Here is a 21,172-nt window from a genome sequence, read left to right on the forward strand (position 1 = left end):
GAGAAGAACAATGGTCGCTGAACTGACCGCATTGCGTGATCAGATAGATGAGGTAGATAAAGCATTATTGGCGTTGTTATCGCGCCGGTTGCGCCTGGTGGCGGAAGTCGGCGAGGTGAAAAGTCGTTATGGTTTGCCAATTTATGCGCCTGATCGGGAAGCAGCAATGCTGAGTTCACGACGTAAGGAAGCCGAAGCGTTAGGTGTTCCTCCTGATTTGATCGAGGATGTTCTGCGTCGGGTGATGCGAGAGTCCTATGCCAGTGAGAATGACAAAGGATTTAAAACACTGTCCCCGTCGCTACGACCGATTGTGATCGTCGGGGGACGTGGGCAGATGGGGCGTCTGTTTGACAGAATGCTGACGCTGTCTGGCTATCAGGTGCGTATTCTGGAGCAAGAGGATTGGCCACAGGCACAAGCCCTGCTGGCCGATGCTGGCATGGTTATTGTGAGCGTTCCTATCCATGTGACTGAGCAGGTTATTGCTCGTCTTCCCCGACTACCTGATGACTGTATTCTGGTTGATCTGGCTTCGGTTAAAAATGGGCCTCTGCAGGCGATGTTGGCGGCACATCATGGTCCGGTTCTGGGATTGCACCCCATGTTTGGCCCAGATACAGGCAGCCTGGCTAAACAGGTTGTGGTGTATTGCGATGGGCGTCAACCTGAAGCCTATCAATGGTTGCTTGAGCAAATCCAGGTATGGGGAGCCCGGTTACATCGCACCAGTGCTGTGGAGCATGACCAGAACATGGCGTTCATTCAGGCGTTGCGTCATTTCGCGACCTTTGCCTATGGGCTTCATCTGGCAGAAGAAAATGTGCAACTGGAACAATTGCTGGCGCTCTCTTCGCCGATATATCGCCTTGAGCTGGCGATGGTGGGGCGCTTGTTTGCACAAGACCCGCAACTCTACGCCGACATCATCATGTCTTCGGGCAATAATCTTGCGTTGATCAAACGCTACTACCAGCGTTTTGGTGAAGCGATTTCGTTGCTGGAAGCGGGGGACAAGGAGGCCTTTGTCCGCAGTTTTGAGAAGGTTGAACACTGGTTCGGCGATTATTCCCGGCGGTTCATGGCGGAAAGTCGCACTCTGTTGCGCCAGGCGAACGATATTCGCCAGTAGTCAGTCATAGGTCTTCATAAAAAAACCACCATCCGAGATGGTGGTTTTTTTGCTGATAAAATCGCAGTGTGCGCCTGGCCTCACACCGGTTATGACGGCTCTACCGGCACTACATTTTCACTAGGGTAGCAGCCCAGAACCTTGAGTGAACGTGTAATCGTCGCCAGTCCCTGTAGTGCTTTACGGGTTGTGTCGTTACGTAGATTCGCCTGCACATCAATATAAAACATCTCTTCCCACGGGTTGCCATTTATGGGGCGTGACTCGAGTTTTGTCATCACAATACCATGTTCACGTAGCACCAACAGTGCCTCCACCAGTGCACCGGATTGCTGGCCTGTCGCCATGATCAAGGTGGTTTTAGCCGGAACTTGCTCGGTGACGTCAATAGGTTTGCGAGCCAGAACGATGAATCGGGTGATGTTTTGCGCCTGATTAGCCAGGTTATGTTCTAACACCTGCAATTGATAAAGCATTCCACCAGCCTCGCTGCCCAGGGCCGCGGCATGCGGAGAATTGAGTTCAGCGACTTTTGCCATGGCAGCCGCAGTACTTTCACAATACTCGATTTTCCAGTGTGGAAACCGGTTGATAAAATGACTGCACTGCTGGAAAGGTTGTGGGTGGCTATAAACAGTCTGGATTTGATCCAACTGCGTATCTACTGCTACTAACACACAGTGGTCAATGGGGGTGCTCAGTTCGCCGACGATGGATAACCCGGTATGTTGCAGCAGGTCGTAAACATCGTTGATTGAACCGGAACTAGTATTCTCTATCGGCAGCACGGCGTAATCTGCCTGCCCGGTTTCCACCAGGTTGACGATGTCCTGAAAACGTTGACAGCCACATTCCACGATCTGGTCAAAATGGCGAGCTGCATACTGGCGCGCGGCTAAATGGGAATAGGAACCTTTGGGGCCGAGAAAAGCGATGCGGGCAGAGTGAGATTCGCCCGCGTTCAGATGCTGCTGCAGCAGCGCCTGCTGAGTCAGAACGGAGTCCTCGATAATCAACTGGAATAGACGGGTAATATAATGACCGTCGAGCTGCCGTTTTTTCCCCTCGTCAACCAACCGGGACAGTAAATCCCGCTCACGTTCTTTGTCGCGAATGGGGCGATGAGAATGCTGTTTGGCCCTCGCCACATCGAGCGCGAGTTCTCGCCGTTGCGCTAACAGGTCGAGTAGTTGTGTATCCAGCGCGGTAATACGTTCGCGCAGTGCCAGTAATGGATTATCGGTCATGGTGTGTACCTGTTTGCTGTCCAATAAAAAAGCCTCCTGGGTGAGGAGGCTTTTTTTGTTCGTCTTCGTATTCTTACTCACACGACAAATCGGCCCCCGCGTTGGGGAGAGTAAAGAAGAATACGAAGAAAAACAGTTGTGGCGTCATGTGACTATATCCTTATGGGGAATGCTGTTTAAGGTAACTGTTGCCTTTTCATCCTGTCAACACAAAATCACAGGGATTGATGAGCAATGTCGCGTGCCGTTTAGCAGTACCGACGCTGCCGACACAAAAAACGCGCCTTACGGCGCGTTTCAGACAACGGAGAGAATCTGTCACTCAACATAAGGATGCGGTAGTTTCTCCACCAGCTCCTGTTATTCCGCCGAAGCCTGTATGTTTACATCTTTGATGCCAGTATCTGCCCGGCGAGCTTCGCCTTTATGCTGGACTTTGTTCAACTGCCGCTCCAGTTTGGCGATAAGTTCATTGATGGCAGCATACATATCTTCATGTTTGGCGCTGGCCACCAGTGGGCCATTTGGCGTGCTAATGGTCGCATCAGCCACAAACCCCTGAGGTTCTTTAGACAGGATTATGTGCGGATTGATCAACTGGGCCTGCCACTTATCCAGTTTGGTGAGACGGTCTTCGACATGCTGACGTATTGCGGGGGTAATATCCATCTGTTTGCTGGTAATGTTGATAGTCATAAAAACTTACCTCTCTGCCTTTTCCGTCTTGGTGATTTCAGCATACCCCTAGATGATGCAAAGTGGGTGATTTTGATCACTTTTTTTGGTCACTTTTCCGTCATGTGAATTGATTTGTGAGCGGCTTTGGAGAATCGGTGCGGCGGGCTTGTCGCTTCATCAGGCGTGTGCCATTATCTATTGGATGTATTGACTGATTTTTGCAGGTAAATTGGCGAAATTCGTCGATACGACGGTAAAAAAAACGGCAACCTCAGTTGCCGTGATAATGCAGATTCAGGTGTTCCTTCAGGCAGGATTGGCGGCAATAATCCGGGCCACCTTGTCGGCTTCTGCAGTCAGTCGCAATTCCCGATAGGCATTTTCCATCAGCGGTAGCGCAGTGCGCGTCGCCTGCGTGTCTGGATAGTCCTTCAGCATTTGCTCTACACGGTTAACCACCGCAACATAGGCACCGCGTTTCGTGTAATACTGTGCGACAGAGAGTTCATACTTGGCCAAACGTTCTTTCAGGAATGCCAGGCGTTTACTGGTGTCCGTTGCGTACAGGCTGTTCGGGTACCCCTGGAGTAACTGATTGAACGCCTTAAATGCCGCACGGGCATACTGAGGATCACGGTCTGAACGATCGACGCCAAAGAAACCTTGCAGTGCGCTGTCATCCTGCGCCATGTTGGTCAACCCACGCATATAGAGGACATAGTCCACGTTTGGATGTGTTGGGTTAAGGCGAATGAAACGATCAATCGACGCCTGAGCCAACGGCAACTCGGCGGATTTGTAATAGGCGTAAATCAGGTCTAGCTGGACCTGCTGGGAGTAAGGGCCGAATGGATAACGGTTATCCAACGCTTCCAACTGCGTGATGGCTGCTTTAAAGTTGCCGTCCTGCAGTTTTTCCTGGGCGGTGGCATACAGTTCTGAAGGTGGACGGTCGGGAACCGCATCTTTGGAATTGGAGCAACCAGCCAGCGTCAGGCTCAACGTGGCAGCAGCCACCAGGTATTTCATACGCGTCATGACGATTTGATTATCCTCAGAGTGTTTTTCCGGGAAACTGTCCGTTAAGCTCCCGATTAAGACCAGCTACAATGGTACATTATTTTAAACGGCATCGCCGTTAAAACCCAACGTTAATAAGAAGCAGCATACTATGTCCCAACAAGTACAACTCACCGCGACGGTGGCCGAATCTCAACTTGGACAACGTTTAGATCAGGCTTTGGCCGAATTGTTCCCTGATTATTCGCGTTCTCGCATAAAAACATGGATTTTGGAACAGCGGGTACAGATTAACGGCAATATGGTCGATAGACCAAAAGAGAAAGTGCTTGGTGGAGAGTCCGTTGCCATTGATGCCCTTATTGAGGAAGACGCTCGCTGGGAAGCCCAGCCGATTTCGCTGGATATTGTGTACGAAGACGACGATATCCTGGTGATCAATAAACCTCGCGATCTGGTCGTACACCCTGGTGCCGGCAACCCGGATGGTACGGTGTTGAATGCGTTGTTACATCATTATCCGGAGATTGCGGATGTGCCACGTGCCGGTATTGTTCACCGCTTAGACAAAGATACCACCGGACTGATGGTGGTAGCGAAGACGGTGCCCGCACAAACCAGATTGGTTGAATCGCTGCAGGCGCGTGAAATCACCCGTGAATACGAAGCAGTAGCCATCGGTACAATGACAGCAGGCGGTACAGTGGATGAGCCAATCGCACGCCATTCGACCAAGCGTACCCATATGGCGGTGCATCCGATGGGGAAACCTGCCGTCACGCACTATCGTATTATGGGACATTTCCGTGCGCATACCCGCTTGCGTTTACGGTTGGAAACAGGAAGAACCCACCAGATCCGTGTCCACATGGCACACATCAATCATCCCTTGGTGGGAGACCCGCTGTATGGCGGTCGTCCGCGTCTGCCTAAAGGGGCATCTGACGCATTTATCGAAACACTGCGCAATTTTGATCGCCAGGCGCTGCATGCCACCATGTTACGACTCTATCATCCTATTAGTGGTATTCAGATGGAGTGGCATGCACCTTTGCCGCAGGATATGGTAGATCTGATCGCCGCACTGAAAGCGGATACCGAAGCGTTCAAAGATCAACTTGACTGGTGATGGCATGTCGTTTGACAGCATGATGTTAATACCGGACTGGCCTGCTCCGGCTCGGGTGCGGGCCTGCAGTACTACACGTTTAGGTGGGGTCAGCAACGCGCCCTATGATTCACTCAATCTGGGGAATCATGTGGGAGATTCTCCGCTGCACGTACAGGACAACCGGCAGCGTCTGCTCGCCACCGCCGGATTGCCTGTCATGCCACATTGGCTACAGCAGGTGCATGGTACTCAAGTGATTAATCTTGATCAGGTGTCATCTGATTCACTGACAGGGGATGCCGCTTATACCACCCGTCAGGACCGGGTATGTGCAGTAATGACGGCAGACTGTTTACCGGTTCTGTTTTGTTCTGCTAATGGCGATGAAGTTGCAGCTGCACATGCAGGCTGGCGGGGTTTACAGGCCGGTGTGCTCGAAGAGACGCTACGCCATTTTCATGCTCGCCCAGCAGATATTCTGGCGTGGATGGGGCCTGCTATTGGTCCGCAGCAATTTGAAGTCGGGGGGGAGGTTCGTGAGGCTTTTCTGCAAGTTGACCCCATCGCCGATTGCGCTTTCGTTCCCCGCAATGGTAAATTCCTTGCCGATATTTATCAGCTGGCCCGTTTGCGTTTGGAGGCTGCTGGCGTCACCCAGGTGTTTGGTGGCGAGTACTGTACGGTCAGCGATTCGGGTAGATTTTTCTCCTATCGACGCGATGGTATGACCGGGCGTATGGCAACTTTGATTTGGCTGATATAACCTATTGAATTAAGACGATCCGGAGGATTAACGTTTTTCCTTCTATTATTACTGGCAAAATAATCTTGAATTTTTGAGGAATGACCTCATTTAATCTCCAGTAGCAATTTTGACCAGTATGTATGGGAGGAGTTATGCGTCTGGATCGTCTTACCAACAAATTCCAGCTTGCCCTCGCTGATGCCCAATCTCTCGCCCTCGGGCGAGACCATCAATTCATGGAACCATTGCATTTGATGAGCGCCCTTCTTAATCAGGAAGGGGGGACTGTCGGCCCGTTGCTGACGGCCGCCGGTGCGAACGTCAATCGCCTTAAAAATGAAATCGAGCAGGCAATCAGTCGTTTACCACAGGTGGAAGGCACCGGTGGCGATGTTCAACCGTCCAGCGAGCTGGTACGGACGCTCAATATTTGCGACAAGCTGGCGCAGAAAAGGGGCGACACTTTCATTTCTTCAGAATTATTTGTGCTGGCGGTATTTGAATCGCGCGGGACGCTTGGCGATCTCTTAAAGAACGCTGGAGCGACACAACAGAACGTGACTCACGCAATCGAGCAGGTTCGTGGTGGGCAGCAAGTCAACGATCAGAGCGCTGAAGATCAACGTCAGGCGCTGAAAAAATTCACGATCGACCTTACAGAACGCGCTGAGCAAGGCAAACTGGATCCGGTGATTGGCCGTGATGAGGAAATTCGCCGTACCATTCAAGTGCTACAACGCAGAACCAAGAACAACCCGGTTTTAATTGGTGAACCCGGCGTCGGTAAAACGGCGATTGTCGAGGGACTGGCGCAGCGTATCGTCAATGGTGAAGTCCCCGAAGGTTTGAAAAATAAACGAGTGCTGTCACTTGATATGGGCGCACTGGTTGCCGGGGCAAAATACCGTGGTGAGTTTGAAGAACGCCTGAAAGGCGTACTGAATGACCTGTCTAAACAGGAAGGTAGCGTTATTCTCTTCATCGACGAGCTGCACACCATGGTCGGTGCTGGTAAGGCTGATGGTGCGATGGATGCAGGCAACATGCTGAAGCCAGCGTTAGCGCGTGGCGAACTGCACTGTGTCGGTGCTACCACACTGGATGAGTACCGCCAGTTTATCGAAAAAGATGCGGCACTCGAACGTCGTTTCCAGAAGGTGTTCGTCGCTGAGCCGACGGTTGAAGACACTATCGCCATTCTGCGTGGTCTGAAAGAACGGTATGAGTTGCACCATCACGTGCAAATTACCGACCCCGCGATTGTTGCTGCGGCTATGCTGTCGCATCGGTATATCTCAGATAGAAAATTACCGGATAAAGCTATCGACCTGATTGATGAGGCCGCTTCCAGTATCCGCATGCAGATTGACTCGAAACCAGAGCCGTTGGATCGTCTTGATCGCCGGATTATTCAGTTAAAACTGGAACAACAGGCCTTAAAGAAAGAGTCTGATGAGGCCAGTCTGAAACGTTTGGAGATCCTCAATACCGAACTGGAGCAGAAAGAGCGCGAATACTCGAAACTGGAAGAAGAGTGGAAAGCGGAAAAAGCGTCGCTGACTGGTACGCAAAATATTAAAGCAGCACTGGAACAAGCCAAGATTTCCCTGGAGCAGGCAAGACGCCAGGGGGATTTAGGGAGAATGTCAGAACTGCAGTACGGCAAAATCCCTGAACTGGAAAAACAGCTGGCGGCAGCCACGCAGGTTGAAGGTAAAACCATGCATCTGCTGCGCAATCGCGTAACTGATGCTGAGATTGCTGAGGTTCTGGCCCGCTGGACGGGGATTCCGGTTTCACGGATGCTGGAAAGCGAACGAGAAAAACTGCTGCGTATGGAGCAAGAGCTACACCAGCGGGTCATTGGACAGAATGAAGCGGTAGAGGCTGTCGCTAACTCGATTCGCCGTAGCCGTGCCGGGTTGTCGGATCCCAATCGTCCTATTGGTTCATTTTTATTTCTTGGCCCGACCGGTGTGGGTAAAACCGAGTTATGCAAAACACTGGCGTCATTCTTGTTCGATAGTGATGACGCGATGGTGCGTATTGATATGTCCGAGTTTATGGAAAAGCATTCGGTTTCTCGGCTTGTCGGTGCGCCTCCTGGATACGTTGGTTATGAAGAAGGCGGATATCTGACTGAAGCGGTACGTCGTCGGCCTTATTCCGTTATTTTGCTGGATGAAGTGGAAAAAGCGCATCCTGATGTGTTTAATATTCTGCTTCAGGTGCTGGATGATGGGCGCTTGACTGATGGGCAAGGCCGTACGGTGGACTTCCGCAATACGGTGGTGATCATGACCTCTAACCTCGGGTCGGACCTTATTCAGGAGCGATTCGGCGAAATGAATTATGGTCAGATGCGTGACATGGTGTTAGGCGTTGTCAGCCATCATTTTCGCCCTGAGTTCATCAACCGTATTGATGAGGTCGTGGTGTTCCATCCATTGGGACAAGCCCATATTACGTCTATTGCTCAGATCCAATTGCAGCGTCTTTATAAACGCATGGAAGAGCGGGGTTATACCGTGTCTATCTCTGATGCTGCTCTGGCATTACTGGGTAAGTCAGGGTTTGACCCTGTCTACGGTGCTCGTCCGCTGAAGAGAGCTATTCAGCAGATGATTGAAAATCCGTTGGCACAGCAAATACTGTCTGGGGCTTTAGTACCTGGGAAAGCAGTGACGTTGGATGTAGAAAACGACACCATTGTTGCCCGACAGTAGTTGTTCACGAGTCGTTGATCACGAATAGAAGAGCCGTGTCTTTAAAACCCGAACACCGGTTTACTGCTGGAGTTCGGGTTTTTTATCACCGATCTGTATAAAAAATATTCTGATAATGGTGTTTTGGGTGAAAAAGTGAGCTGTCGCGTTTTTTTGTGAAAATTACGCTTGTCAGGCCGGAATAACTCCCTATAATGCGCCTCCACTGACACGGCAACAGCGGCAACGCAGCGCGGTGTCAGGAAGCGGAAACGAAAATAATCGTTGACACTTCATGAGGAAAGCGTAGTATACGCCACCTCGCGACAGCAGGCTCAGGCCGGTCGCACTGCTCTTTAACAATCAATCAGACAATCTGTGTGGGCACTCGCAGGACACTTCACTAAAAATATTTAGTGAAAGTCTTGAAGAGTGACAACAGTTAATTCATTACGAATAAACAGTAAATTCTTTGAGCACCGTTTTCTTCGGAAAACACATCAAACTTTAAATTGAAGAGTTTGATCATGGCTCAGATTGAACGCTGGCGGCAGGCCTAACACATGCAAGTCGAGCGGCAGCGGGGGGAAGCTTGCTTCCCCGCCGGCGAGCGGCGGACGGGTGAGTAATGTCTGGGAAACTGCCTGATGGAGGGGGATAACTACTGGAAACGGTAGCTAATACCGCATAACGTCGCAAGACCAAAGAGGGGGACCTTCGGGCCTCTTGCCATCGGATGTGCCCAGATGGGATTAGCTAGTAGGTGAGGTAAAGGCTCACCTAGGCGACGATCCCTAGCTGGTCTGAGAGGATGACCAGCCACACTGGAACTGAGACACGGTCCAGACTCCTACGGGAGGCAGCAGTGGGGAATATTGCACAATGGGGGAAACCCTGATGCAGCCATGCCGCGTGTGTGAAGAAGGCCTTCGGGTTGTAAAGCACTTTCAGCGGGGAGGAAGGGAGCAGGCTTAATACGTCTGTTCATTGACGTTACCCGCAGAAGAAGCACCGGCTAACTCCGTGCCAGCAGCCGCGGTAATACGGAGGGTGCAAGCGTTAATCGGAATGACTGGGCGTAAAGCGCACGCAGGCGGTCTGTTAAGTTGGATGTGAAATCCCCGGGCTTAACCTGGGAACTGCATTCAAAACTGACAGGCTAGAGTCTCGTAGAGGGGGGTAGAATTCCAGGTGTAGCGGTGAAATGCGTAGAGATCTGGAGGAATACCGGTGGCGAAGGCGGCCCCCTGGACGAAGACTGACGCTCAGGTGCGAAAGCGTGGGGAGCAAACAGGATTAGATACCCTGGTAGTCCACGCTGTAAACGATGTCGATTTGGAGGTTGTGGTCTTGAACCGTGGCTTCCGGAGCTAACGCGTTAAATCGACCGCCTGGGGAGTACGGCCGCAAGGTTAAAACTCAAATGAATTGACGGGGGCCCGCACAAGCGGTGGAGCATGTGGTTTAATTCGATGCAACGCGAAGAACCTTACCTACTCTTGACATCCAGCGAACCTTGTAGAGATACGAGGGTGCCTTCGGGAGCGCTGAGACAGGTGCTGCATGGCTGTCGTCAGCTCGTGTTGTGAAATGTTGGGTTAAGTCCCGCAACGAGCGCAACCCTTATCCTTTGTTGCCAGCACTTCGGGTGGGAACTCAAGGGAGACTGCCGGTGATAAACCGGAGGAAGGTGGGGATGACGTCAAGTCATCATGGCCCTTACGAGTAGGGCTACACACGTGCTACAATGGCGTATACAAAGAGAAGCGACCTCGCGAGAGCAAGCGGACCTCATAAAGTACGTCGTAGTCCGGATTGGAGTCTGCAACTCGACTCCATGAAGTCGGAATCGCTAGTAATCGTAGATCAGAATGCTACGGTGAATACGTTCCCGGGCCTTGTACACACCGCCCGTCACACCATGGGAGTGGGTTGCAAAAGAAGTAGGTAGCTTAACCTTCGGGAGGGCGCTTACCACTTTGTGATTCATGACTGGGGTGAAGTCGTAACAAGGTAACCGTAGGGGAACCTGCGGTTGGATCACCTCCTTACCGAGTAGAAGTGCCTGCGTGGTGTCCACACAGATTGTCTGATGATAAGAAAGAGTCAAAAGCGTCTTGCGAAGCTGACAAGTGATGTCCCCTTCGTCTAGAGGCCCAGGACACCGCCCTTTCACGGCGGTAACAGGGGTTCGAATCCCCTAGGGGACGCCAGTATGACTGACAGTGGGTGAAAGGCACGGTCAACGCTAACCTAAAACTGATTAGAGATAGTCAGGTTTATGTTATCTGCTCTTTAACAATCCGGAACAAGCTGAAAAATTGAAACGACAGCATGTGAATGAGAATTCATGTGTTGTTCGAGTCTCTCAAAATACTCGCATCCCGAGACACTTTCGGGTTGTGAGGTTAAGCGACTAAGCGTACACGGTGGATGCCTAGGCAGTCAGAGGCGATGAAGGGCGTGCTAATCTGCGAAAAGCGTCGGCAAGGTGATATGAACCGTTATACCCGACGATACCCGAATGGGGAAACCCAGTGTGACTTGTCACACTATCATTAACTGAATCCATAGGTTAATGAGGCGAACCGGGGGAACTGAAACATCTCAGTACCCCGAGGAAAAGAAATCAACCGAGATTCCCCCAGTAGCGGCGAGCGAACGGGGAGGAGCCCAGAACCTGAATCGGCTTGTGTGTCAGTGGAAGCGTCTGGAAAGGCGCACGGTACAGGGTGACAGTCCCGTACACGAAGATGCACAGGTCGTGAGTTCGATGAGTAGGGCGGGACACGTGGTATCCTGTCTGAACATGGGGGGACCATCCTCCAAGGCTAAATACTCCTGACTGACCGATAGTGAACCAGTACCGTGAGGGAAAGGCGAAAAGAACCCCGGCGAGGGGAGTGAAATAGAACCTGAAACCGTGTACGTACAAGCAGTGGGAGCACCTTTTAGGTGTGACTGCGTACCTTTTGTATAATGGGTCAGCGACTTATATTCTGTAGCAAGGTTAACCGAATAGGGGAGCCGCAGGGAAACCGAGTCTTAACTGGGCGTCTAGTTGCAGGGTATAGACCCGAAACCCGGTGATCTAGCCATGGGCAGGTTGAAGGTTGGGTAACACTAACTGGAGGACCGAACCGACTAATGTTGAAAAATTAGCGGATGACTTGTGGCTGGGGGTGAAAGGCCAATCAAACCGGGAGATAGCTGGTTCTCCCCGAAAGCTATTTAGGTAGCGCCTCGTGAACTCATCTTCGGGGGTAGAGCACTGTTTCGGCTAGGGGGCCATCCCGGCTTACCAACCCGATGCAAACTGCGAATACCGAAGAATGTTATCACGGGAGACACACGGCGGGTGCTAACGTCCGTCGTGAAGAGGGAAACAACCCAGACCGCCAGCTAAGGTCCCAAAGTCATGGTTAAGTGGGAAACGATGTGGGAAGGCCCAGACAGCCAGGATGTTGGCTTAGAAGCAGCCATCATTTAAAGAAAGCGTAATAGCTCACTGGTCGAGTCGGCCTGCGCGGAAGATGTAACGGGGCTAAAACCATGCACCGAAGCTGCGGCAGCGACACTATGTGTTGTTGGGTAGGGGAGCGTTCTGTAAGCCGGTGAAGGTGGCCTGTGAGGGCTGCTGGAGGTATCAGAAGTGCGAATGCTGACATAAGTAACGATAATGCGGGTGAAAAACCCGCACGCCGGAAGACCAAGGGTTCCTGTCCAACGTTAATCGGGGCAGGGTGAGTCGACCCCTAAGGCGAGGCTGAAAAGCGTAGTCGATGGGAAACAGGTTAATATTCCTGTACTTGGTGTTACTGCGAAGGGGGGACGGAGAAGGCTATGTCATCCGGGCGACGGTTGTCCCGGTTTAAGCGTGCAGGTGGGTGGACCAGGCAAATCCGGTCTGCTGTCAACACTGAGGCGTGATGACGAGGCACTACGGTGCTGAAGTGACAGATGCCCTGCTTCCAGGAAAAGCCTCTAAGCATCAGGTAACATTGAATCGTACCCCAAACCGACACAGGTGGTCAGGTAGAGAATACTCAGGCGCTTGAGAGAACTCGGGTGAAGGAACTAGGCAAAATGGTGCCGTAACTTCGGGAGAAGGCACGCTCCTGTTGGTGAAGTCCCTTGCGGATGGAGCTGACGGGAGTCGCAGATACCAGCTGGCTGCAACTGTTTAATAAAAACACAGCACTGTGCAAACACGAAAGTGGACGTATACGGTGTGACGCCTGCCCGGTGCCGGAAGGTTAATTGATGGGGTTATCCGTAAGGAGAAGCTCTTGATCGAAGCCCCGGTAAACGGCGGCCGTAACTATAACGGTCCTAAGGTAGCGAAATTCCTTGTCGGGTAAGTTCCGACCTGCACGAATGGCGTAATGATGGCCAGGCTGTCTCCACCCGAGACTCAGTGAAATTGAACTCGCTGTGAAGATGCAGTGTACCCGCGGCAAGACGGAAAGACCCCGTGAACCTTTACTATAGCTTGACACTGAACCTTGAGCCTTGATGTGTAGGATAGGTGGGAGGCTTTGAAGTGTGGACGCCAGTCTGCATGGAGCCAACCTTGAAATACCACCCTTTAATGTTTGATGTTCTAACCTGGGCCCGTCATCCGGGCCGGGGACAGTGTCTGGTGGGTAGTTTGACTGGGGCGGTCTCCTCCCAAAGAGTAACGGAGGAGCACGAAGGTTAGCTAATCCTGGTCGGACATCAGGAGGTTAGTGCAAAGGCATAAGCTAGCTTGACTGCGAGAGTGACGGCTCGAGCAGGTGCGAAAGCAGGTCTTAGTGATCCGGTGGTTCTGAATGGAAGGGCCATCGCTCAACGGATAAAAGGTACTCCGGGGATAACAGGCTGATACCGCCCAAGAGTTCATATCGACGGCGGTGTTTGGCACCTCGATGTCGGCTCATCACATCCTGGGGCTGAAGTAGGTCCCAAGGGTATGGCTGTTCGCCATTTAAAGTGGTACGCGAGCTGGGTTTAGAACGTCGTGAGACAGTTCGGTCCCTATCTGCCGTGGGCGTTGGAAGATTGAGGGGGGTTGCTCCTAGTACGAGAGGACCGGAGTGAACGCACCGCTGGTGTTCGGGTTGTCATGCCAATGGCACTGCCCGGTAGCTACGTGCGGAAGAGATAACCGCTGAAAGCATCTAAGCGGGAAACTTGCCCCGAGATGAGTCTTCCCTGGGAACTTGATTCCCCGGAAGGGACGTTCGAGACGAGGACGTTGATAGGCTGGGTGTGTAAGCGTAGTGATACGTTGAGCTAACCAGTACTAATGACCCGAGAGGCTTAACCTTACAACACCGAAGGTGTTTTGGTGAGAGAGACGGAATTTTTAGCTTGTTCGAGGATTGGATGTCGTGGTGTAGCGATACACGGCGACATGAAGAATCAGGACGTTGAAAGACGTCAAAAGAATTTGCCTGGCGGCGAGAGCGCGGTGGTCCCACCTGACCCCATGCCGAACTCAGAAGTGAAACGCCGTAGCGCCGATGGTAGTGTGGGGTCTCCCCATGCGAGAGTAGGGAACTGCCAGGCATCAAATTGTGGTGTAAGTAAGACACCGGTTATCGGATTGACTCCTCTGATAACATACAGAATCGGTGGTGCGGTAGTTCAGTCGGTTAGAATACCGGCCTGTCACGCCGGGGGTCGCGGGTTCGAGTCCCGTCCGCACCGCCAACTTATAAAAGCCCTGAGCATAAGCTCGGGGCTTTTTACTTTTCTAAGACTCTATCTTCGAAAGAGACAACGCCGTTCTTCTCCTATCCGTCGTATTATCATGGCTTACTGTGTCGAATTTCTCATCTGACGGCTTATACCCATTGAAACGTGAAGGTAAAAACCCTATAACGATTAACAGTACACGGGTATAGCAGGAATAAAGTGCACAAGAAAACCTATGCGATGAGGTACGTCGCCGGGCAACCGGTGGAGCGTATCTTTCAGCCCTCGGCAATGCATTATTTAAAACAGCAGCCGGCATCCTCAGGACCTCTGATGGTAACGGAGGATCCTCTACGGATAATGGTATGGAATATTTTTAAACAACAACGTACGAATTGGTTGTCCGTCCTGAAGCATTTTTGTGAATGCACACAGCTCATGTTATTGCAGGAAGCGCAATCGTCCCCCGAGCTGATTCGTTTTGCCACAACACACTATCTTTCCGCTGAACAGGTACCCGCTTTTGTACTTCCTACCCATCCTTCAGGCGTAATGACGTTATCTTCTACCCAGCCCATGTATTGCTTTCCTCTACGTGAACGAGAGCCGTTAATTCGTCTGGCCAAATCAGCATTGATCACCGTGTATTCGTTGAGTGATGGACGATTGTTAATGGTCATTAATATCCATGCTGTCAACTTTAGCCTGGGAGTAGAGGCCTATACCAATCAGCTTGAGACCATTGGTGAGCAATTGAAGCGTCACTCTGGGCCAGTGATTATGGCAGGGGATTTTAATGCATGGAGTCAGCCTAGGGTGAGTGCACTTTATCGGTTTGCACATCGGATGGGGCTTTGTGAAGTGTTGTTTTCCAATGATCAGCGGCGTAGGGCGTTTGGCAGACCACTGGATTTTGTTTTTTATCGGGAACTGGCGGTAACTGATTCATCGGTACTGGTTACAGATGCTTCAGATCACAACCCCTTATTGGTCGAGTTCGGTATTGCGTGAGAGCTGCTATATCACTACCAATAAAAAACCCGCCTTGTGTGAACTGCACCCCAAAAGTTGGATACCCAACTTTTGGGGTGCAGTTTTTTATGAATAAGTATTCCCTCAGTTTCAAGCTTAAGGTCGTGCGGCACTATATCTCCGGGATAGAGGGACAAAAGGCGACGGCAAAGCGTTTTGGTATCGATCACAGTACCGTTCGAAAGCGGTCTGCCGCCTGGAAACTTCATGGTGAAGCAGGACTGACGACCCGGCATTTCATCTACTCTCCGGCCTTCAAAGAGTCCGTTATCCTTCATATGCGTGAACATCGTCTGTCTGTTCGCGAAGGGTGTGCAAAGTTCACTATCCCTGCCTTTTCCTCGGTTTGTCAGTGGGAACGACTGTATGATGAAGGCGGTTTTGAAGCCTTCACAGACAGCCGACGCAGGAAAAAAACGATGCCGCAACTCCCTGAAAATAAGACAGTCGCTCCAGCTTCGGCCGTTCTCAACCCGGACGAACGCGAAGAGCTTGAGCAGTTACGCGTTGAAGTGGCTTATCTAAAAAAGCTGCAGGCCTTACTCAGGGAAAAAAACACACCAAAACGCGCGACAAAGCGCTGGTCGTGAATGAGTTAAGGCAACAGTATTCTCTGACTCGCCTGTTAAGGGCAGCAGGACTGGACAGAAGCACGTTCTACTGGCAGTTATCCTGCGCAAAAAAACCGGACAAATACGCTGATGACAAGCGCCGGATTCTAACGTTATTCCATAAACATAAAGGGCGATTGGATACCGCAGGATCACGCTTGCCAGCCGTCGGGAAGGGAGTTCACTGAATCATAAAACGGTTCAGAAGCTGATGCAGGAGTTACAGTTGGTATCGTGTATCAGGGTGAAAAAATACAACTCTTACACAGGCCGCTACGGTAAGGCCGCCGGTAATGTCCTGAACCGGCGATTTAGTGCGGATAAGCTCAACCAGAAGTGGGTAACGGACGTGACGGAGTTTAAGGTCGGTGGGGAAAAGCTCTATTTATCTCCGGTGCTTGACCTGTATAACGGAGAGATCGTGGCGTATCAAATGGATCATCGACCGCAACTGTCGATGGTGGATAGCATGCTGTCTAAGGCGTTATCAGTTCTGAGTGAAGGTGAATATCCGATGCTGCATTCAGATCAGGGCTGGCAGTATCATATATCGCACTATCAGAAGCGGCTGAAAGAAGCGGGGCTGAAACAGAGTATGTCGCGAAAGGGAAACTGCTATGACAATGCGGTGATAGAAAGCTTCTTTGGCACGCTGAAGTCAGAATGTTTTTACCTGGAAGAACATAGCAGTATCAGTGGATTACGAGCTGCTATTGACGAGTACATTTACTATTACAACCATGAAAGAATAAAACAGAAACTAAAAGGCCTGAGTCCGGTAGAGTACCGAACCCAGGCCCAGATAGCCGCCTGATATAAACCGTCCAACTTTATGGGGTCAGTTCATAAGTGGCGGTTTTTTTGTATCAGGAGTCGGGTGATTGTCTTCTGGTGACATAAAGTGTCAATCGATCGCCTGGCTGAAGGTTGGCATCTTTAATAACCGTATTCCAGCGCATGACATCAGCAATGTTAACGCCGTGGCGTTTGGCAATGCTTGCCAGCGAATCACCTTTACGAACCTGATAAATAATCGAGTTCGACTTATTGCTTGCTACTACACCTGCCGTCACGGGTGTGGTTGCCTTAGCAACCTGCAATGTCTGACCCACTTTCAGGGCACTACCCTTAAGGTGGTTCCAGCTTTGCAGGTCCTGCGTACGGACATTCATTCGTTTAGCGATACTCGATAATGTATCACCAGAACGAACTTTATATCCGGCAGAGCGAGTCGCCACAGTCGGCTGAACAGTTTTAGTCGGCTGGATCGCAGCAATATCACCATCAGCCAATGAGTCTTTCAACTGTCCTACATGGGACTTGGGCACCATAATGTAATGCGGACCGTTAGGTGCGGTAACATCACGTGTGTAGCCCGTGTTGTAACTCTTAAGCTTAGTGACAGACAATCCTGCCAGCTCGGCAGCTTGTGTTAACTCCATCTGCTGGCCTAAATCAACGCGTGCCAATGCACGATTTTCATTAGGTTTCGGCAGTTCAACTCCGTACTTTTTGCTGTGCTTGAGAATATCGCTCAGCGCCAACATTTTGGGCACATAGGTTGACGTTTCATATGGCAACGCCAGCGCCCAGTAATTTGTTGGACGACCCTTCGCTTTATTCGCTTTCACCGCTTGCATGATTCGCCCTTCACCGGCGTTGTAGGCGGCTACGGTCAATAACCAATCGCCGTCAAACATACGGTTCAGACGCTGCATCATGTCCAGCGCAGCAGTCGTAGATGCAACAACATCACGACGTCCATCGTACCACTGGGTATGTTTCAACCCATAATTGCGCCCTGTGCCAGGAACAATTTGCCAAAGCCCTACGGCGTTGGATGATGATCTGGCATTTGGGTCAAAAGCGCTCTCCACTATGGGTAGCAGTACCAGTTCCATCGGCATCTTACGTTCTTTAATCTGCCCGACTATCCAGTACATGTACGGCTCTGCCCGTAATGTTACATCGTGGAGATAGCTCTTATTTTTTAAGTAACGCTGTTTTTGCTCGCGGATCCGGGTATTTTCCGGAACCTCCATCTTCAGCTCGTCGCCAATGAAGTTCCACAGGTCTTGCTGCGCGATGCTTTCATCATCCAGCCATCGCGTACCGGTCTCTCGACCATCTGTGTACTTTCCTGCTTCACCTTGACCTGCCGAAGACAGACTCTGTGCATGCTGTCTGGGTTGAGAGGTGTCATTGGGTGGCACCTGGCAACCTGTCAACACGACTGAGGCGATGAATATCGCTTTAGTCTTCATATCTGTGTCAATAGTTGCTTAAAAGACAGGCAATGATACTTTGATTGGCAATTCAGTACAACAAAAACCGTCAGAATTGGTCTTTCAATGCGCGTAAATGCGCAAAAATCTGCCAATCACCCTGGGTGTCCGAGTTAATGGACAATTTTCTTTTTAAATCAATGTCATGGTAGCGTAAAAAAATATTTATTCTTCGTTCCCGACCCAGTGTGGAGGGGAGGGATGATTCTCCTTTTTCACGTAATTGCCTGATTTTTACAAGGTAATCATAAATATCTACATCTTCTGGCCAAATCTGGTGGGCAAATGCCAGATTGGACAATGTGTACTCATGCGCACAACATACTTGGGTTTCATCGGGTAAATCAGCCAACTTGATCAATGATTCGAACATTTGTTGTGCTGTACCTTCAAAAATGCGACCGCACCCAGCAGAAAACAGCGTATCGCCACAGAACAGATATGGGTGGCTATAGTACGCGATATGTCCAGCGGTGTGTCCGGGCACGAAAAAAATAGAAAATTCCGAACCTGCGGCCGTAATCTTGTCTCCCTCTTGTACTGTATGTGTCACGCCACAGTGTTTAGTTTCCTGTGGGCCGTAAATGTGTATGTCGGGGTAATGAGTGGCCAATTGCTGGACACCACCGGTATGGTCATTGTGATGATGGGTCAACAGAATCGCGGTGGGAGATAGTCCATACTGTTCCAGTGCCTGAAGTACGGGGGCGGCATCTCCAGGGTCCACAATCACACAGTGTTTTTCATCATTAGCCAGCAGCCAAATGTAGTTATCTTTGAAAGCCGGTACACTGATAAGATTCATGCTGCATCCTCGTTGTTGATGGTTAGCTTGTGGACGATTCTAAAACATGAAGCCAGCACAAACATCCCAGAAAATCGTGGCGCCTGATAGTTGGGAAGCCATTCCCTGGGGAGAAAACTATCTTCACACCCTGAATACTGCGCTGGCCCCTTGGTGGAGCCGGATATTCGGATTTCATCTGCTGAAAATTGGCGGATTGAGTATCGCGATTGACAGCCAGACGTGCACTATCCCACATCAGGTGAATGTCAGTCGCGATCAACAGGCGCATGTTATGGCTGATCCCTACCAACTTCCATTTATAGAGAAATCCGTGGATGCTTGTCTATTGACCCATGTTCTGGCTTACTCTGCCGATCCTCACCGTATCGTGCGTGAGGTAGACCGGGTTTTGATTAATGATGGATGGGTCATCATTAGTGGTTTCAACCCGGTTAGTCTGGTGGGGATGGGGCGCCTGGTACCGGGAATGCGCCGACGCCAACCCTATTGTAGCCGTATGTTTAGCCAAATGCGGGTGATGGATTGGCTGAGTCTGCTGAACTACGAAGTTGTGCATCATAATAGTTTGCAGGTACTACCGTGGCGTGAGCCAGGTCAAGGCAAATGGAACAATACGCTACCACTACTGGGGTGCCTGAATCTGATCGTTGCACGCAAACGTACCATCCCACTGACCATGACGCCGAGCAAAAGCTTGTTAAGAAAATCACCGATGCACCGCCCAGTAGGGGCGACGAAAAGCTACCGGTATCGGCATGATTAATCACCTGACAGGCGAGTGATAGTGCAGATTATTCAGGCTGATAGCCGGTGTCATCAAGGGTTGGTGCATTAGCCGCCTGGCGTGCCAACTCATCGCAGCGTTCGTTTTCTGGATGACCAGCATGCCCTTTGACCCACAACCAGCGCAGGGTATGGCGCTGAATTGCAACATCTAACCGCTGCCACAGGTCGATGTTCTTTACCGGCTTTTTCTCAGCGGTCTTCCAGCCGCGTTTTTTCCAGTTGTGGATCCAACTGGTAATCCCCTGGCGGACATATTGGCTATCAGTACTGAGTGTAACATCACAAGGCGAGGTCAGGCTTTCTAGTGCGACGATCGCCGCCATCAGTTCCATCCGGTTATTAGTGGTTAGCCGGTAGCCTGCGCTCAGTGTTTTTTCGTGCTGCTTGTAGCGCAAAAGCACCCCGTAGCCACCCGGGCCAGGATTGCCGAGACAGGAGCCGTCGGTGAAAATCTCAACCTGTTTTAGCATCTCTGGTAGACTCTTATTCATGGTCAAAAGCATAAGTCTGACATAAACGAAACCGATGAGCACTGCAATTACACGACAAATCGTTCTTGATACGGAAACCACCGGTATGAATAAGCTGGGGGTTCACTATGAAGGGCACAAGATTATTGAGATTGGTGCGGTTGAGGTGGTGAATCGTCGCCTGACCGGGCGTCATTTCCATGTTTATCTTAGGCCGGACCGTCTGATAGACCCGGAAGCCTATAATGTTCATGGCATTAGCGATGAGTTTCTGGCTGATAAGCCGACTTATGCTGAGGTTGCCGATGATTTTATCGATTTTATCCGCGGTGCGGAGCTGGTGATCCATAACGCGTCGTTTGATATCGGCTTTATGGACTATGAGTTCCGGTTGCTGGGACGAGACATCCCCAAAACGGAAACCTTCTGTACTATCACCGACAGCCTGCTGATGGCTCGCCGGTTATTCCCCGGCAAGCGTAATAACCTGGATGCATTGTGCGACCGTTACCAGATAGATAACAGCAAGCGCACGCTGCACGGCGCGTTACTGGATGCCGAGATTCTGGCTGAAGTCTATCTGTCGATGACTGGCGGGCAAACGTCACTGGCTTTTTCGATGGAAGGGGAGAGTCAGCAGCAGACAGTGCAAGCCGAAACCATACAGCGTATTTCACGCCCAGCATCGGCGTTGACGGTGTTGTACGCCAGTGATGACGAGTTGGTGGCGCATGAACAACGGCTGGATTTAATTATGAAGAAAGGCGGCAGTTGCCTGTGGCGCAACTGAGGTAGGATGTCTTGATCACAAAGGCATCATTGCGCTGAAAATGTAAGCAAACAGAAGCGGTTAGTGATAA

General features: G+C 50.9%; 13 protein-coding genes, 2 tRNA genes, 3 rRNA genes, 1 pseudogene and 1 other annotated feature. Of the genes and pseudogenes, 13 read left to right on the forward strand and 6 right to left on the reverse strand.

All coding sequences use genetic code 11. The annotated features are described in order from the left end of the window. The first annotated feature begins 10 nt into the window (after positions 1-10). A complete protein-coding gene (gene tyrA / locus FGI04_RS02665; RefSeq protein ID WP_016942116.1) occupies positions 11-1,132 on the forward strand; it encodes a bifunctional chorismate mutase/prephenate dehydrogenase in 1,122 nt (373 codons plus the stop codon). Positions 1,133-1,221: 89 nt separating this feature from the next. On the opposite strand, the gene pheA is transcribed toward tyrA, so the two are convergent. The 3 genes from pheA to bamD form a co-directional block, all read right to left on the reverse strand. Further along, entirely contained in the window at positions 1,222-2,379 is a 1,158-nt protein-coding gene (pheA, locus tag FGI04_RS02670; protein WP_342699872.1) for a bifunctional chorismate mutase/prephenate dehydratase, read from the reverse strand. Positions 2,380-2,401: 22 nt separating this feature from the next. Continuing rightward, positions 2,402-2,528 (reverse strand) — a sequence feature (Phe leader region). A 211-nt stretch (positions 2,529-2,739) separates the two neighbouring features. Beyond that, positions 2,740-3,075, reverse strand: coding sequence for a ribosome-associated translation inhibitor RaiA (raiA, locus tag FGI04_RS02675; RefSeq protein WP_342699871.1), 336 nt, complete (start codon positions 3,073-3,075; stop codon positions 2,740-2,742). Between the two features lie 288 nt (positions 3,076-3,363). Next, complete coding sequence (gene bamD, locus FGI04_RS02680; protein WP_342699870.1) at positions 3,364-4,095, reverse strand: outer membrane protein assembly factor BamD; 732 nt, start codon at positions 4,093-4,095, stop codon at positions 3,364-3,366. Between the two features lie 133 nt (positions 4,096-4,228). On the opposite strand from bamD, the gene rluD reads away from it, so the two are divergent. The 10 genes and pseudogenes from rluD (at position 4,229) to FGI04_RS02730 (ending at position 16,777) form a co-directional block, all read left to right on the forward strand. Then, a complete protein-coding gene (rluD, locus tag FGI04_RS02685; RefSeq protein ID WP_407321683.1) occupies positions 4,229-5,206 on the forward strand; it encodes a 23S rRNA pseudouridine(1911/1915/1917) synthase RluD in 978 nt (325 codons plus the stop codon). 19 nt (positions 5,207-5,225) lie between these two features. Next, on the forward strand, positions 5,226-5,951 hold the full coding sequence (yfiH, locus tag FGI04_RS02690; RefSeq protein ID WP_342699949.1) for a purine nucleoside phosphorylase YfiH: 726 nt from the start codon (positions 5,226-5,228) through the stop codon (positions 5,949-5,951). A 134-nt stretch (positions 5,952-6,085) separates the two neighbouring features. Further along, positions 6,086-8,659: an ATP-dependent chaperone ClpB gene (clpB, locus tag FGI04_RS02695; protein WP_407336206.1), complete on the forward strand. Its 2,574-nt coding sequence runs from the start codon at positions 6,086-6,088 to the stop codon at positions 8,657-8,659. Between the two features lie 488 nt (positions 8,660-9,147). Further along, positions 9,148-10,689 (forward strand): 16S ribosomal RNA (locus tag FGI04_RS02700). Positions 10,690-10,775: 86 nt separating this feature from the next. After that, positions 10,776-10,851 (forward strand) — tRNA-Glu (locus tag FGI04_RS02705). Positions 10,852-11,044: 193 nt separating this feature from the next. After that, positions 11,045-13,950: ribosomal RNA gene (locus FGI04_RS02710) — 23S ribosomal RNA — on the forward strand. A gap of 125 nt (positions 13,951-14,075) precedes the next feature. Beyond that, positions 14,076-14,191 (forward strand): 5S ribosomal RNA (rrf, locus tag FGI04_RS02715). The 16S, 23S and 5S rRNA genes sit together here with 2 tRNA genes alongside, the layout of an rRNA operon. 67 nt (positions 14,192-14,258) lie before the next feature. Continuing rightward, positions 14,259-14,335: transfer RNA gene (locus FGI04_RS02720), tRNA-Asp, on the forward strand. Positions 14,336-14,539: 204 nt separating this feature from the next. Next, entirely contained in the window at positions 14,540-15,331 is a 792-nt protein-coding gene (locus FGI04_RS02725; RefSeq protein WP_407336207.1) for an endonuclease/exonuclease/phosphatase family protein, read from the forward strand. 89 nt (positions 15,332-15,420) lie between these two features. Continuing rightward, positions 15,421-16,777: pseudogene (locus FGI04_RS02730) on the forward strand (IS3 family transposase). Positions 16,778-16,829: 52 nt separating this feature from the next. Here the strand turns inward: FGI04_RS02730 and mltD are convergent. Both mltD and gloB read right to left on the reverse strand, forming a co-directional pair. Then, positions 16,830-18,227: a murein transglycosylase D gene (gene mltD / locus FGI04_RS02735; RefSeq protein WP_342700135.1), complete on the reverse strand. Its 1,398-nt coding sequence runs from the start codon at positions 18,225-18,227 to the stop codon at positions 16,830-16,832. Positions 18,228-18,297: 70 nt separating this feature from the next. Then, positions 18,298-19,053: a hydroxyacylglutathione hydrolase gene (gloB, locus tag FGI04_RS02740; RefSeq protein WP_407273915.1), complete on the reverse strand. Its 756-nt coding sequence runs from the start codon at positions 19,051-19,053 to the stop codon at positions 18,298-18,300. Between the two features lie 46 nt (positions 19,054-19,099). On the opposite strand from gloB, the gene FGI04_RS02745 reads away from it, so the two are divergent. Continuing rightward, positions 19,100-19,819 carry a class I SAM-dependent methyltransferase gene (locus FGI04_RS02745; protein WP_342700137.1) on the forward strand — a complete coding sequence of 240 codons (720 nt, stop codon included), beginning with the start codon at positions 19,100-19,102 and terminating at the stop codon, positions 19,817-19,819. A gap of 28 nt (positions 19,820-19,847) precedes the next feature. Here FGI04_RS02745 and rnhA read toward each other — a convergent pair whose 3' ends face one another. Beyond that, positions 19,848-20,414, reverse strand: a complete 567-nt coding sequence (gene rnhA, locus FGI04_RS02750) for a ribonuclease HI (RefSeq protein ID WP_029456420.1) — start codon at positions 20,412-20,414, stop codon at positions 19,848-19,850. On the opposite strand from rnhA, the gene dnaQ reads away from it, so the two are divergent. Further along, a complete protein-coding gene (dnaQ, locus tag FGI04_RS02755) occupies positions 20,368-21,102 on the forward strand; it encodes a DNA polymerase III subunit epsilon (protein ID WP_019846489.1) in 735 nt (244 codons plus the stop codon). The genes rnhA and dnaQ overlap by 47 nt on opposite strands. The last annotated feature ends 70 nt before the right edge of the window (positions 21,103-21,172 follow it).

This window comes from Dickeya ananatis (genome assembly GCF_019464615.1).
Taxonomy (GTDB): Bacteria; Pseudomonadota; Gammaproteobacteria; order Enterobacterales; family Enterobacteriaceae; genus Dickeya; species Dickeya oryzae.